Below are 14,620 nucleotides of genomic sequence, written 5' to 3'. Positions count from 1 at the left end.
GTCGGGCTTCGCGCCGGCATGCCGCTCGCCGATGCGCGCGCGCAGGTGGGCGAGCTCGCCGTCGTTCCACACGATCCGGTGCTCGACCAGGACTGGCTCGACCGGCTCGCACAAGGCTGCGCGCGCTATTCCCCGCTCGTCGCGCTCGACGCACCCAACGGGCTGATCCTCGACATCGCGGGCGCCGAACATCTCTACGGCGGCGAGGCGGAACTGGTCGCCGATGTCGAAACGCGCCTCGCCCGGCTCGGCCTGACCTTGCGCCATGCACTTGGCCCCACCGCCGACGCCGCGCGCGCGCTCGCACGGCACCAAACGCGCCCCGCCCCCGACGAGGCAACCGCCGTCCGTCGCCTGCCCGTCGCTGCGCTCGAACTCGAAAGCGAGGCAACGACCGCGCTCGTTCGCGCCGGGCTCAAGACGATCGGCGATCTCGCGAGCCGCCCGATGGCGAATATCGCCGCACGCTTCGGCGCCGGCGCCGCGACCGCACTACGCCGTCTGCTCGGCGACGCGCCCAGCCCGCTCGACCCGCGCATCGCTCCGTCCCCGGTCGTCGCCGAGCGTCGTTTTGCCGAGCCGCTCGGCAGCACCGCCCATGCCACCAGGATACTTGCCGAACTCACGGGCGAAGCAATCGAAGACCTCGGCGAGCGCGGCAAGGGCGGGCGCCATTTCCGCGCCACCTTCTTTCGCAGCGACGGGCTCGCGCGGACGATTGCGATCGAAACCGGCCACCCGACCCGCGACACGGGGCTGGTCATGCGCCTCTTCGCCGAGCGCATGGACAGCTTGCGCGACCCGCTCGACCCCGGTTTCGGCTTCGACATGATCCGCCTTGCCGTGCCACGGCTCGAAGCGCTGGGTGAAACGCAATTGAAGCTCGAGGGCGGCGCGGTGCGCGACGCGGCGGTGGATGAACTCGCCGACCGGCTGACGACGCGGCTCGGGCGCGGGCGGGTACGACGGATGCGCCCCGCCGACACGCACATCCCCGAACAGGCGCAGCTCGAACTCCCCGCGATCGACGCGCCCGAACCCTTGCCCTGGCAGGATCCCGTGCCGGGCGAACCGCCGACACGCCCCTTCCATCTCTTCGACCCTCCGCAGCCGATCGAGGTGATCGCCGAGGTCCCCGATGGCCCGCCGCACCATTTCCGCTGGCGCCGCGCGACGCATGCGATCCGCCGCTACGAAGGCCCTGAACGCGTCGCCGCCGAATGGTGGCGCCGCCGCGACAATGGCGGCCTGACGCGCGACTATTACCGGGTCGAGGACGCGCAGGGCCGACGTTTCTGGCTCTTCCGCCACGGGCTCTATGATGAAAAGCCCGACCCGCGCTGGTATATCCACGGGGTCTTCGCATGAACGAGACGCCCTTTCCCGAACCCGGCTTCGCCGAACTGGTCGCCGCGACCAACTACAGCTTCCTGCGCGGCGCCTCGCATCCGCATGAAATGGTGGCGGAGGCGATCAACCTCGGCATGACCGGTATCGGCATCGCCGACCGCAACAGCGTCGCAGGGGTGGTCAGGGCACTCACCGGACTACGCAAGCTGCGCGAAGAGGCCGCAGAGGAAGGAATAGACCTTCCCGACATAAAGCTGGTCGTCGGCACCCGGCTGGTCTTCGACGATGGCACCCCCGACATCATCGCCTATCCGACCACGCGCCACGGCTGGGGCCGGCTGACACGGATGCTCACGATCGGCAATCGCCGCACCACAAAGGGCGATTGCGTGATGAAGTTCAGGAATCTGCTGATCCACTGCGAGGATATGATCCTGATCGCGATGGCTTCCGAGCAGGACGAATTGATCCTGCGCCGCTTGGCCGAGGTCGCATCCGGTTCGTTGTGGCTGGGTGCCACGATGCCACGAGGCGGCAGCGATCGCCGACGCCTCTCCCGGCTAAGCGCCTTGGCAGACCGTGTAGACATTCCGATGCTGGCGACAAACGACGCGCTTTACGCCACGCGGGAACAACGGCCACTGCACGATGTCATCACCTGCATTCGTGAGGGCAGCAATCTCAACGATGCCGGCCGCCTGCTGCATGCCAATGGCGAACGTCATCTGAAGTCGCCACAGGAAATGCGCCGCCTTTTCCGCACCTGCCCCGAAGCAGTCGATGAAAGCGCAAGGATCCTCGATCGCATCGGTTTTTCGCTGAGAGATCTGGAGTATGAATATCCGCACGAGCCGGTTCCCGAAGGCTGGGAGCCGCAAAGCTGGCTTGAGCATATGGTGACGGAAGCTGCGAACAGGCTTCACCCCGGTGGATTACCCCAGCGTTGGCGGGAGGTGCTCGATGAGGAGCTCTCCCTCATCCGCAAATGCAACTTCGCCTGCTATTTCCTGACGGTCCACGACATCGTCAATTTTGCCCGCACGCAAGACCCGCCCATTCTTTGTCAGGGGCGCGGTTCGGCGGCGAATTCGCTCGTTTGCTATCTGCTCGAGATCACCTCGATCGATCCCATCGCGAACAACCTCCTCTTCACGCGCTTCCTGTCCGAAGAACGTCGCGAGCCACCCGACATCGATGTCGATTTCGAACATGAGCGGCGCGAGGAGGTAATGCAATATGTCTATCGCCGCTACACGCGGCGGCGCGCGGGCATCGCCGCGACGGTGATCCATTACCGTCCGCGCAGCGCGGTGCGCGAGGTCGGAAAGGCATTGGGACTCAGCGAAGATGTCACGCAGCGGCTCGCCGACACGACCTGGGGCAGCTGGGGCAGCGAGATGCCCATCGAGCGCTTCGTCGAAGCGGGTCTCGATCCCGAGCTGGACGATATTGCACGGTTGCAATGGATTGTTGCACAGTTGCTGACTTTCCCGCGCCATCTATCACAGCATGTCGGCGGCTATGTTCTGACCGAGGACCGGCTCGACGAGACGGTGCCGATTCACAACGCCGCGATGGAAAACCGCACCTTCATCGAATGGGACAAGGATGACATCGACGAACTGCGACTGATGAAGGTCGATATACTCGCACTCGGGATGCTGACCTGCATCCGGAAATGTTTCGATCTGATGCGACTACACAATCTGGGCGATCATGACCTCCGGAACGTTCCGGAGGAAGATTCGGACGTTTACGACATGCTGTGCAAGGGAGACAGTGTCGGCGTCTTTCAGGTCGAAAGCCGTGCCCAAATCAACATGCTGCCACGCCTGCGCCCAAGGGAGCTCTACGATCTGGTCATCCAGGTGGCGATCGTTCGCCCCGGGCCGATCGAGGGGGATATGGTCCATCCCTATCTGAAGCGGCGCAGCGGGGAAGAAGCGGTCGACTATCCTTCGCCTGCGCCGCCACACGATCCCCAGGAACTATTCAATCTGCTTCGCAGGACATGCGGCGTTCCCCTGTTTCAGGAACAGGCGATGAAACTCGCCATCGTCGCCGCAGAATTTACCCCCGATGAAGCCAACGGCCTGCGGCGCGCAATGGCGACCTTCCGCAATGCCGGGACGATCCATCAATATAAGGAGAAGATGATCGGCGGCATGGTCCGCCGCGGCTATGAGCCCGATTTCGCAGCCCGATGCTTCAAACAGATCGAGGGTTTCGGCAGCTATGGCTTTCCCGAAAGTCACGCCCAGTCGTTCGCCAAGCTCGTCTATGTATCGTCGTGGCTGAAATGCCACCACCCCGCGGTTTTCGCCTGCGGGATCCTCAATTCGCAGCCGATGGGCTTTTACGCCCCCGCGCAACTCGTGCGCGATGCGCGCGAGCACGGGGTTGAGGTGCGCGAGGTCGAGGTGAATGCGAGCCATTGGGACAACAGCCTTGAGCGGCGTGAGGACGGCAGCTTGGCGCTGCGGCTCGGATTCCGGCAGGTTGACGGGTTTCGCGAGGAATGGGCGACGCAGATCGCCGATGCGCGCACCGGCCCTTTCGCCTCGGTCGAAGAACTCGCACGTCGCGCCAGTCTTCCGTCGCGCGCACTGCGCCTGCTTGCCGATGCCGATGCGTGCCGGTCGATGGGGCTCGAACGGCGGCCGGCGTTATGGGATGCGCGGCGCGTCCGGCAGGGAGTGCTGCCGTTGTTCGGCGCGGCCGATACCGACGAACTCGGCGCCGAGGAAGATGCCGGGTTGCCCCCCACCCCGCTCGTCGAGCATGTGCTCACCGATTATCAGACGACGCGGCTGTCGCTGAAAGGCCATCCGATGGCGTTCCTGCGCCGCGATTTCGAACGCGAGGGCGTGCTGAGCGCTGCCGGGGTGGCGGCAGCGAAGAACGGGGCTATCGTGCGGACTGCGGGTGTGGTGCTGATCCGTCAGCGCCCCGGCAAGGGCAATGCGATCTTCATCACCCTCGAGGATGAGGGCGGCATCGTCAATATCCTGCTCTGGGCACGCCATTTCGAACGCTACCGCCGCGCCGTCATGGCGTCACGGCTGATGCTCGCCGAGGGCGAGGTGCAGCGGAGCAAGGAAGGCGTCATCCACCTGATGGCGACGCGCATCGTCGATCGCACGGCAATGCTCGATACGCTGGCCAGCGGCCCGTCTTTCGATCCCGGGGTTTGCCGGGCCGACGAGGCTGGGCATTCACACGCCCCTCGCGAACATGCACAGCGCCACGGCCATCCGCGCAACGTTCGCATCCTGCCCAGGTCGCGGGATTTTCATTGATGGTGGCCGACTGGTCGTCGGCTACGGCACATGCCGAACAGATAAAACGATGACGCCCCGGCTGTGGGGGCCGGGGCGTCGTATCAGGCTATCTAAGGGACCAACCGAATATAGCCTGAAGCTGGTTACGTTCTTTTAGCCGCGAAGCAGGTTCATCACGCCCTGCGAGCTCTGGTTCGCCTGGGCGAGCATCGCGGTCGATGCCTGCGCCAGGATGCCGGCGGCCGCAAGGTTCGTCGATTCGACCGAGAAATCGGCGTCTTCGATGCGCGACTTCGATTCCGACAGATTCGTGACGCTCGACGTCAAATTGTCGACAGCCGAGGTCAGACGGTTCTGCTGCGCACCGAGGTTGGCGCGTTCGGTGGCGACGGTGTCGATCGCCGTGTCGAGCGTCGCAAGCGCGCCCTGCGCACCCCCCGCGGTCGAGAAGTCGAGCCCGTCGACGCCAAGCGCCGTCGCCTGCAGATCGGCGATCGTGATGTTCACGACCTGGCCGGAGTCCAGACCCGTCTGGATGTCGAAGCCCGCAGCCACGCTGCCGTTGAGCAGCACATTGTCGTTGAACGTAGTGCGGGTCGCGACGTCGCCGATCTGCGAAATCAGCGCGGTAACTTCTTCCTGTACCAGCGTACGGTCGTCATCGCTCAGCGTGCCCGTCGAGGCCTGCATCGCGAGTTCGCGCATGCGGACGAGGATGTCCGAAATGCTGCCGGCGGCGCTGTCGGCGGTTTGCGCGAGCGAAATGCCGTCGTTGGCGTTGCGGATCGCCTGCGTCAGGCCGCGGGCGCTGGCTTCCATGCGGGTCGCGATGGCGAGGCCGGCCGCGTCGTCCTTGGCGCTGTTGATGCGCTTGCCGCTCGACAGGCGTTCCATCGCCTGCGACTGCATGTTGTTGGCAACACGCGAGTTGTTCTGGGCGCGAAGCGCGCTCACATTGGTGTTGATGACAGTCATCTTTGTTCCTTTCCGGCCTCGATGGCCATTCCCGTTATGTGAGGGCTCGAGGAGCGGTCACGAAAGCAGTAACGGCAGACCGCGCCGGCGCTTAAGTCCGTCCGTCAAAAAAATGCCGAAACCGCCGAAACATCACGAGGGCGCAAAGTTATCTATCTGAAAAACAGTAGATAAAATTTTTGGCATGAGCTTTGCATTGTTCCTTGCGTGCGGCGCACCGCCGCGCACCAGGACGGATGACAAAGCAATGAGCACGATTGACCCGAGCCGGCTGCTGCAGATGCGCAGTTCGATCCTCAATCAGAACCAGGCGCTGCAGCGCGCCGCGGGCCGCGGCGGTATCGGCGGTACGGAAGGCGGCGTTGAAGGCGCGGGGGGGACGCCCGATTTCGGCGCCGCGATCAACAATGCCTTGCAACAGGTCAACGCCCAGCAGTCGAAGGCAAGCCAGATCAGCGAAGCCTATGAACGCGGCGACACGCACGACATCGTCAGCGTGATGATCGAACGCCAGAAAGCCTCCCTCGGCTTCGAAACCACCCTGCAAGTCCGCAACAAACTGCTGTCCGCGTACCGCGACATCATGAACATGCCGGTGTAACCAATGGCCGAAGCACAAGTCCTTACCCCCGTCGATGGCGGCGCCGCGAACCGCCTTCCCGCCCCCGTTCTGGGCGGCCGGCTCGCACCGCTGGCCCAATTCGTCCGCCAACCGGCGGTGCAACGCGCGCTGCCCGCGATCGCGATGACGTCGGCGATCGGCATCGCCGCACTCGCCTATTTCACGATGCAGTCGGCACCGCAGGCGCAGCTGTTCGCCGGACTCGACGACAGCGACAAGGCGGCAGTCGCCGACGCACTTCAGTCGCAGGGCATCGCGCACAGCATCGATGCGTCGACCGGCGCGCTGACCGTCGACGCCGACAAGCTGCATCAAGCTCGCATCGCGCTCGCCGGACAGGGCCTGCCCAAGGCGGCGCCGAGCGGCGACAGCCTGATCGCCGCGCTCCCCATGGGGTCGAGCCGCGCGATCGAAGGCGAGGCGCTACGGTCGGCGCGCGAAGCCGACCTGTCGCGTACGATCGAAACGATCGACGCGGTCAAGAGCGCACGCGTCCACGTCGCCGCCGCCGAACCCAGCCTGTTCGTCCGCGAAGACAAGCCCGCCACCGCATCGGTGATGCTGACACTCCAAAATGGCCGCTCGCTTTCCGACGGCCAGGTGCAGGCGATCCGTTTCCTCGTCGCTTCATCGATCCCCGGCATGAACGCAGACCAGGTGTCGGTGATCGACCAGCGCGGAGCGCTGCTGTCCGACACCGCCAGCGGCAGCGACATGAAGGCCTTCCAGCTCCAGTTGCAGGTCGAGGACCGTTTCCGCCGCGCGCTGGACACCTTGCTCGGCCCGATGCTCGGCGCCGGCAATTACACCGTTGAAGTCCATGCCGACGTCGACATGTCGGAAAGCCAGGCGACGCGCGAAAGCTTCCCCGAAAACGACCGCGCGCTGACCAGCGAACAGATCATCCGCTCGACCAGCGGTTCAACCACCGCCCCCGCCGTCGGCATTCCCGGCGCGCTGTCGAACCAGCCGCCGCAAGCGACGACGGTCGTGGCCAACGGACCACAGCCGGCGCCCGCCCCCGCCGCCACGCCGGCAACCGAAAGCAATGAAAACGCCGCACGCGCCTATGAGGTTGGCCGCGAGATTTCCGTGACGCACTCGCCGCAGGGCAAGCTACGCCGCGTCTCGGTCGCCGTCGCACTCAATCAGGGCAAGAAGGCGCTGACGCAGGCCGATCTCACCAAGATCGACAACCTGGTGAAGGGCGCAATCGGTTTTGACGCGACGCGCGGCGATCTCGTCGCGATCAACCAGCGTCCGTTCGTGCAGGTCGAAGACACCTCGCCCGCCTTTTACGACCAAGGCTGGTTCATGCCGCTGATCAAGCAGGTCGGCGCGATCCTTGCCGCCTTGCTCGCCTTCCTGTTCATCGGCCGCCCGATGATCCGCGCCGCCAGGGAACGCGCCGCGAAACGCGCCGAACAGACTCAGGCGCTCGAGGCGTCGCTGCTCGCCGCGACCGACCGCCCGGCGCTTGCCAGTGGTCAGGGTGGCCACGAAATCACGCTCGAGATGATCGAACAGGCGCCAAGCTACGAAGCGCGCGCCAACCTTGTCCGCGCTTTTGTCCGCCAGGATTCGGCGCGCGCCGCGCTCGTCGTCCGCCACCTGATGCAGGAGGGTGTCCGTGCCTGAGCTTGCCGAAACCGAACTCACGCCGGCCATGCCCGCGATCGAAGGGTCGGCCGCCGCCGCGATCCTGCTGATGCTGCTCGACGAAAGTGAAGCCGCAACGATCCTCAAGCAGCTGGGCCCCGAGGAAGTACGCCAGCTCGCAAAGGCGATGTTCGACACCGCCAATGCCAGCGAACAGCAGATCGGGCAGGCGCTCGACCGCTTCGTGACGCGCAGCCGCGACGTCAGCGCACTCGCGATAGGCGCCGACACGCGCATCCGCACCGTGATCAATGAAGCCGTCGGCAATGTCCGTGCCGACAATATTCTTGCCGCCATTGCGCCGCAGCGGAGCGCCGCATCGCTCGAAATGCTGCGCTGGATGGACGTCGATGCAATCAGCGGGCTGCTCGCAAGCGAACATCCGCAGGTCGGCGCGCTGATCCTTTCGGTGCTCGTCCCCGACGTCGCCGCCCGCGCGATCGAGACACTCGACGAAGTGCTTCAGGCGGACCTCGTGCTGCGCGCCGCGATGCTGACCTCGGTCCCCGCCGCGGCGATCGAGGATCTGGAGTCGGTCCTCGCGAGTGCCAATGTCGACGGCCAGCGCGTCGCCAAGCAGGCGATCGGTGGACCGAGCGACGTCGCAAAGATCATGAAGAAGATGCCGAAGCAGCTCTCCGAACGCACGCTCCGTTCGCTCAAGAAGCACGACCGCATCCTCGCGCAGACCATCGAGGAAGAGATGTTCATCTTCGAAAATCTGCGCGACCTCGACAAGAAAAGCCTCAGCAGCGTGCTGCGTTCGGTCGACGCCGCCCAGCTCGCAATCGCGCTCAAGGGCGCCGACGAGGATATGGTCGACATGTGCCTTGCCACCATGTCGCAGCGCGCGGCGGAAACGATCCGCGACGAAATGGCCGAAATGACGATGGTCAAGCGCGCCGATGTTGATGATGCGCAGAAGAGCGTGATGATGATCGTTCGCCAGATGGCGGCCGCCGGTGAAATCATGATCGCGGGCGGAGGCGACGACTATGTCTGATCGCACCGCCGAAACCGGATTTGCACCCGTCTCGCTCACCGACGCGATGGCACGCAACGGTGGTTTTCGCCCCTTGTCCTTTGCGCCCGCGGCACAAGTCGCCGATTTCGCGGAGGAGAGCGCCGTCGACCTCGATCTCGACGATCCCTTCGCCCGCGGCCTTGCCGAAGGCCAGCGTATCGCCGAATCCGCCTTTGTGGCCGAGCGGCACCAGCTGCTGGCGCTGCTCGCCGGCGCCGAGGCGCTGCAAGACGAACCGAGTGAGGAACTCGCGCAACTGATAGCCGAAACCGTCGAACGGCTGGTGCGCCAGATCGTCGCGACAGCCCCGATCGATGCCGAATGGCTGCAGGCACAGGCCGAAACCGCCGCGGGGATGGTCGCCGACGCCGACAAGGCACGCACCTTGTGGGTTCATCCCGAGGATGCTGCCCTGCTCGCCGACAGCCCACTGACGATGACACTCGAAAGCGATCCCGCTATGGTGCGCGGTACCGTCCGCATCGAAACCTCGACCGGCTGGATCGAGCACGGCCGGGCGGTCTATCTCGACGAATTGCGTGCCGCGCTGGGCGCCGGGGAAGCTGCGTGACGCGCCGCCTCGCCCTTTCCGCGCTGCAGCTGCTCGACCCCGTCGACCTGACGCACGCCAGCCCGCGGCGTATCGGCACACTGGTGTCGCACGAGGGGATCATGCTGGAGGTATCGGGTTTCCCGCAGCCGCTGGGCAGCAACGTCCGCATCAAGTCGGCCGACAATGACTATGTCTATGGCGAAGTCGTCGGCTTTCGCGGTCATCGCAGCCTGGTCCTGCCGTTCGACACCAACAAGCCGCTCGTCACCGGTGCGCCGGTCGAACCGCACGGCGCATCAAGCATGGTTCCCGTCGGCAAGGCGCTGCTCGGCCGTATCATGGACGCACAGGGCAACCCGCTCGACGGCCGCCCGGCGATCAAATCGCAGTTCCAGTGGCCGCTCGCCGGACGCAAGGTCAATCCGCTGCGCCGCGGCCGCGTCACCCGCGCGCTCAACATGGGCGTGCGCGCGATCAACGGCTTGCTCACCGTCGGCGAAGGCCAGCGCGTCGCGATTATCGCGGGCTCGGGCGTCGGCAAGTCGGTGCTGATGGGCCAGATGATCGCCGGAACCGAATGCGATGTCATCGTCGTCGGGCTGATCGGCGAGCGCAGCCGCGAGGTCAGCGACTTCGTTGAAACCAAGCTGCCCCCCGAAGTGCGCAAGAAGTCGGTCGTCGTCGCGGTTCCCGCCGACCATCCGCCGCTGCTCCGCCTGCGCGCCGCGATGCGCGCGACCGCGATCGCCGAGGCGTTCCGCGCCGAGGGGAAAAAGGTCCTGCTCCTCATCGACAGCCTTACCCGTGTCGCGCACGCGCAACGCGAGATCGGGCTGACGCTGGGCGAACCGCCGACGATGAAGGGCTACCCGCCGTCGGTTTTCGCACTCATCCCCTCGCTGTGCGAACGCGCCGGCATCGACCGCGAAACGGGCGGTTCGGTCACCGCACTCTACACCGTCCTTGCCGATGGCGGCGATATCGATGATCCGGTCGTCGACTCCGCAAGAGCCATCGTCGACGGCCACATCATCCTCTCGCGCCAGCTCGCCGAACAGGGCGTCTATCCCGCGATCGACGTCGCCAAGTCGCTGTCGCGCACGATGGTCGATTCGGTCGATCCCGAGCATGCCGCCGCCGCCGCGCGCTTCCGCCAGCTCTGGTCGGCCTATGAAGAGAATCGCGACCTGATGCTGATGGGCGCTTACGTCGCCGGCGCCGATCCGGTGCTCGACGAAGCGATCACGCGCCACGCCGACCAGCTCGCCTATGTGTCGCAGCCTGCCAAGGCGCAGGTCGATTTCGATATTTCCCGCCAAGCCCTGATTGAAGGATATTCCGCATGAACGCCCGCACCGCACGCCGCAAACGTATCATCCGCGTGCGCACCGTCGAACATCAGCTGGCGGAAGCCAACCTCGCGCGCGCGAACGGCGAACTCGCGAATCTCGTCGAACTGGCGAAGCGCCTCGAAACGCTGCGCGTCGACCTCGCGATGGCGAAGGGCGCGGTCGCGGGGCGCGCGCTCAACACCGTCGGCGAACTCGCGATGCGGCTCGACATCGCACAGGAGAATCTCACCGCACCGCTTGTGAACGCAAGCGCCCGCCGCGACCATATGGGCGCGCTGGCGCAGAGCGCGATGGTCAGGGAAGAATCGGCGGTTCGCCTTTACGAACGCAGCCGCAAGTCGGCCGAACAGGAAATGGAGCGCCGCAGCGACGCCAACCGCCCGCATCGTGCGCGCGCCGGCATGCGCCTGCGCCTGATCGAAGGCGGCGCATCATGATGGGCGCGCCCTCTCTCCCCTCCGCACAAGGCGCGATGCCCGCCGGCTTCGCCACCTTTCTCTCCAACATCGGGCAGCTTCCCGGCGGTGGCAGCGAAGGCGGGTTCGGCCAGCTGCTCGCCACGGCGCCGGTTACTGGCGCCCCGATCCCGAATGCTGCCGCGACGGTCGAGACCGATACCGCGCTGCCTGCCGAAGCTGGCACCCCGCAAATCGATTCACCGCCGACCGAGGCTGGCGTGACCCTCGACGTCCCGGTCGCGAAGCTCGCATCCGGCGAAGCCGATGTCACGACGCTGGCGGCGAATCTGCTGATCGCGCTGAACGGCGGAGTGCCCGGCAACATGCCTGCGCCAGGCAAGCCGGTTCCGGCCGAAGCCGAAGCTGACACTGCGCCCGAGGTCGCCACCACCGGCGAAGCCGCATCCACCGCCGCGGCAACAAATTGGGCGGGCGTCGTGGCCGCCGTCATCCCCGCTGGCGCGAAACCCGCCAAGCCGGCCGAAGCCTTGGCCGTCCCGGCAGACACCGACGCGCCGGCCACGCCCGTCACCGCACATGCGCGCAACAATGCGACGCCGCTGCCGATGCTTGCCGGCACCGAACCCCAAGCCGCGAAAGCCGATGCCGCGCCGTCGATGACCGTCCTCTTCACCCAGCCGGCGTCGCAGGCGGCGACAACGCTTGCCACCGCCGCGCCGGTGCAGGTTGCCGAACGCGTACTCGATATGGGCAGCGACACGCTGTGGATCGACCAGCTCGCGCGCGACATAACCGCTGCGAAATCGGAGGATGGCGACATCAGCTTTCGCCTGATGCCGCGCCATCTTGGCCGCCTCGACGTCGCGATGAAGATGGGCGATGAGGGCATGTCGCTGAAGATGGACACCCGTCATGAGGCGACCGCGACGATCGTCACCGCCGCGCAGGCAAAGCTCGTCGACGAACTGCGCCAGCAAGGTGTCCGCGTTGCAGGTACCGAAGTGACCTGCACCCCGGGCGAGACCGGGCGCCAGTCGCAAGGACAGAATTACCAGGGCCAGGGCCGCGCCGGGGCGCCCGATCCTGCCCATCTCATCGAAACAGCCACCGAACGCGCCGAGCCGCGTGACGAAGACCGCGCCGCCGACCGCCGCGGCCGCTTCGCCTGATCAGAAAGGGTGCCATCATGGCCAAGGATAATGTCGAAGCCGAGCCCAAGAAGAAGGGCAAGTTCAAGAAACTGCTGCTGATCGGTGTCGCTGCGATCGCGCTGATCGGCGCGGGCGCGGGCGCGGGCATCTATTTCGGCGCGCTGTCGGCGCACGAGGCGAAGCCCGAGGACAAATATCCGAAGCTCGTCCTGCGCGGCAAGGAGGACGCCGCCCCCGCCGCCGAAGGCGAAGACAAGGAAGCGCCGCCGAAGGTCGGAACCGTTTCGGTCCCCAACGACAAATTCAAGGTCGACCCCAAGAAGTACGAGATCACCTATTATCCGATCACCGACGCCTTCACGACGAATCTCGCCGACGGATCGGGCTTCCTGCAGATAGGTATCAGCCTTTCCACCTTCTACGACGGCAAGGTTATCAATAATATCAAACGCCAGGCCGTGCCGATCCGTTCGGTTGTGCTTATGGTGCTTGCCGAACAGGATCCGGCCTCGCTCTCCACATCGCAGGGGAAACAGCGGCTTCAACGTCAGTTGACTGCCGCGATCAACGATGTGCTGCGCGACAAGGAGGGTTTCGGGGGTATCGACAATGTTTATTTCACGAGTCTGGTGATCCAGTGACCGCCGGTGCGAAAACCGTCAAAGCCGTGAAGACGCCAAGCGCGCCCGCGCCCGCGGACAACAAGGCGTCGCTGCTGCTGCGCAAGGCGGCGGACAGCTATGCCTTCCCCGCGCTTGAGGGCGTGGCGAACCAGTTCGCGCGCAGTCTGCGCGACCTCGTCCGCGCGCTCGGCGCACCGGCGATTCAGGTCGAGCGCGCCGGCGCCGAGCAGTTGAGCTTTGCCGAATGGAGCGCATCGGCAGCGCCCGCGATCTTCTGGCGTTATCACGCGCCGCCGCTCAAGGGGCCAGTGCTGCTGGCCGCGCCGCGGACCCTGCTCCTCCAGCTCGTCGATATCTTCTATGGCGGAAAGGGCCAGCTCGCCGCCGAACGCGAAGAGCTGACCGACGCCGAAGAGCGCTTTGCCGCACGCCTCGGCCGCGACATCGGACTGCAGCTCGCCGGCGCATGGCGCGACAAGCTCGCGATCGAGCCCGAACTGGATTATGTGACCGCCGACCCCACGAAGCTCGCCGCGGTGCGCGCCGACGACGAATTGTTCGTCCAGCGCTTCACGCTGCGCGGTGCGCCGTTCGAGGGGCGGACGATCATGTGCGCCTATCCCGTCGCGGCGCTGCGCAGCGTGGCAGGCGACGAACTGCTCCCGGAGGTGCAGGGGGCCGGCGCCGCCGATCCCGCATGGACCGGCGCGCTCGACAAGGCCCTGCGCGACGTCCGCATGCCCGTCCGTTCTGTGCTCGCACGCCCCGAGATCAGCCTCGTCAAGTTGCTCGCGCTCGAAGTCGGCGACATCATTCCGCTTTCCATGCCGCGCCATGTGCCGGTGACCGTCGCCGGGCGCAGCTTCGCGTTCGGCAGCATCGGCGAGGCCAATGGCAACGCCGCCATCATGATCGACCATATCGAAAAAGGACCGGACCATGACTGATATCGCTGACGCCCCGAAGGTCGCGCGCGCCGACCGGCGCGACAAGAGCATCGCTGCTGCGCCCAACTTCGACCTGCTCGCCGGCGTCTCGCTGCGCGTGTCGGTCGAGGTCGGCTCGACCTCGATGACGCTCGCCGAACTGCTCGCGCTGGGCGAAGGCAGCGTCATCGAACTCGACCGCGCCGCGACCGACCTGCTCGACATCTATGCCAATGGCACGTTGATCGCGAAGGGCGAGATCGTCAGCGTCGATGGCCGGTACGGCATCCAGGTCGCCGAAGTCGTCGCGCCGGCGCGCGGACTCGAAGGCTTCGAACGGAGAGCCTGATGTTCGAATATATCCTCCGCCTGCTCATCCTGCTGCCGATCGTCGGCGGCATGGCTTGGGGCAGCCTGTGGCTGTGGAAACGCGTCCAGACGGGCGTCCCGCTGGTGGGCGGCGGCGCCAAAACGCGCGCGGTCGAAATGATCGACGTGCTGCCGCTCGGGCCGGGATCGAAACTCGCGGTGGTCGAATTCGCCGGGCAGCGGGTCCTGATCGCTGTGTCGCGCAACGGCATCACGCGCATCGCCGACGACAGCCAGGGCGATTTCCATGCCGACTGATCGCCGTTTCTGGCTGCGCGCCGCGGCGCTCGCCGGCGGCGCGGCGCTGCTCTGCGCG

Annotated in this window: 14 protein-coding genes; 13 read left to right on the top strand and 1 reads right to left on the bottom strand. The window is 65.9% G+C overall.

Annotated elements, in window-relative coordinates; all coding sequences use genetic code 11:
- Positions 1–1,368 (top strand): DNA polymerase Y family protein (locus VN047_RS02205; RefSeq protein WP_325539577.1); only part of this gene is annotated, 1,368 nt, incomplete at its 5' end.
- On the top strand, positions 1,365–4,649 hold the full coding sequence (locus VN047_RS02200) for an error-prone DNA polymerase (protein ID WP_325539575.1): 3,285 nt from the start codon (positions 1,365–1,367) through the stop codon (positions 4,647–4,649). The genes VN047_RS02205 and VN047_RS02200, both read left to right, overlap by 4 nt.
- Before the next feature lie 135 nt (positions 4,650–4,784).
- Here VN047_RS02200 and VN047_RS02195 read toward each other — a convergent pair whose 3' ends face one another.
- Positions 4,785–5,606 carry a flagellin gene (locus VN047_RS02195; RefSeq protein ID WP_325539573.1) on the bottom strand — a complete coding sequence of 274 codons (822 nt, stop codon included), beginning with the start codon at positions 5,604–5,606 and terminating at the stop codon, positions 4,785–4,787.
- A 247-nt stretch (positions 5,607–5,853) separates the two neighbouring features.
- Between VN047_RS02195 and fliE the strand changes: the two genes are divergently transcribed.
- The 11 genes from fliE to VN047_RS02140 are packed head-to-tail and all read left to right on the top strand — an operon-like array spanning position 5,854 to position 14,562.
- Entirely contained in the window at positions 5,854–6,207 is a 354-nt protein-coding gene (gene fliE / locus VN047_RS02190) for a flagellar hook-basal body complex protein FliE (RefSeq protein WP_325539581.1), read from the top strand.
- A gap of 3 nt (positions 6,208–6,210) precedes the next feature.
- Positions 6,211–7,866, top strand: a complete 1,656-nt coding sequence (gene fliF / locus VN047_RS02185; RefSeq protein WP_325539571.1) for a flagellar basal-body MS-ring/collar protein FliF — start codon at positions 6,211–6,213, stop codon at positions 7,864–7,866.
- The gene (gene fliG / locus VN047_RS02180; RefSeq protein WP_325539569.1) at positions 7,859–8,890 is read left to right on the top strand and encodes a flagellar motor switch protein FliG; all 1,032 of its coding nucleotides are present in this window, start codon (positions 7,859–7,861) and stop codon (positions 8,888–8,890) included. Before fliF ends, fliG begins: the two co-directional genes overlap by 8 nt.
- Positions 8,883–9,482: a FliH/SctL family protein gene (locus tag VN047_RS02175; protein ID WP_325539567.1), complete on the top strand. Its 600-nt coding sequence runs from the start codon at positions 8,883–8,885 to the stop codon at positions 9,480–9,482. Before fliG ends, VN047_RS02175 begins: the two co-directional genes overlap by 8 nt.
- A complete protein-coding gene (locus VN047_RS02170; protein ID WP_414712652.1) occupies positions 9,479–10,810 on the top strand; it encodes a FliI/YscN family ATPase in 1,332 nt (443 codons plus the stop codon). The genes VN047_RS02175 and VN047_RS02170 overlap by 4 nt, the downstream gene beginning before the upstream one ends.
- On the top strand, positions 10,807–11,253 hold the full coding sequence (locus VN047_RS02165; RefSeq protein WP_325539565.1) for a hypothetical protein: 447 nt from the start codon (positions 10,807–10,809) through the stop codon (positions 11,251–11,253). Before VN047_RS02170 ends, VN047_RS02165 begins: the two co-directional genes overlap by 4 nt.
- Positions 11,250–12,404 (top strand): flagellar hook-length control protein FliK, encoded by a 1,155-nt coding sequence (locus tag VN047_RS02160; RefSeq protein WP_325539563.1) that lies wholly within the window; start codon positions 11,250–11,252, stop codon positions 12,402–12,404. Before VN047_RS02165 ends, VN047_RS02160 begins: the two co-directional genes overlap by 4 nt.
- A 17-nt stretch (positions 12,405–12,421) precedes the next feature.
- Positions 12,422–13,027, top strand: coding sequence for a flagellar basal body-associated FliL family protein (locus VN047_RS02155; protein WP_325539561.1), 606 nt, complete (start codon positions 12,422–12,424; stop codon positions 13,025–13,027).
- 26 nt (positions 13,028–13,053) lie between these two features.
- Complete coding sequence (locus tag VN047_RS02150; protein WP_325539559.1) at positions 13,054–13,956, top strand: flagellar motor switch protein FliM; 903 nt, start codon at positions 13,054–13,056, stop codon at positions 13,954–13,956.
- A complete protein-coding gene (gene fliN, locus VN047_RS02145; protein WP_325539557.1) occupies positions 13,949–14,284 on the top strand; it encodes a flagellar motor switch protein FliN in 336 nt (111 codons plus the stop codon). The genes VN047_RS02150 and fliN overlap by 8 nt, the downstream gene beginning before the upstream one ends.
- Entirely contained in the window at positions 14,284–14,562 is a 279-nt protein-coding gene (locus VN047_RS02140) for a flagellar biosynthetic protein FliO (protein ID WP_325539555.1), read from the top strand. Before fliN ends, VN047_RS02140 begins: the two co-directional genes overlap by 1 nt.
- Positions 14,563–14,620 lie beyond the last annotated feature (58 nt).

The organism is Sphingopyxis sp. (genome assembly GCF_035565275.1).
In the GTDB taxonomy this organism is placed as follows: Bacteria; Pseudomonadota; Alphaproteobacteria; order Sphingomonadales; family Sphingomonadaceae; genus Sphingopyxis.
The sequence above is the reverse complement of the archived record's forward strand: the minus strand, read 5'-3'. Positions and strand labels throughout refer to the sequence as shown.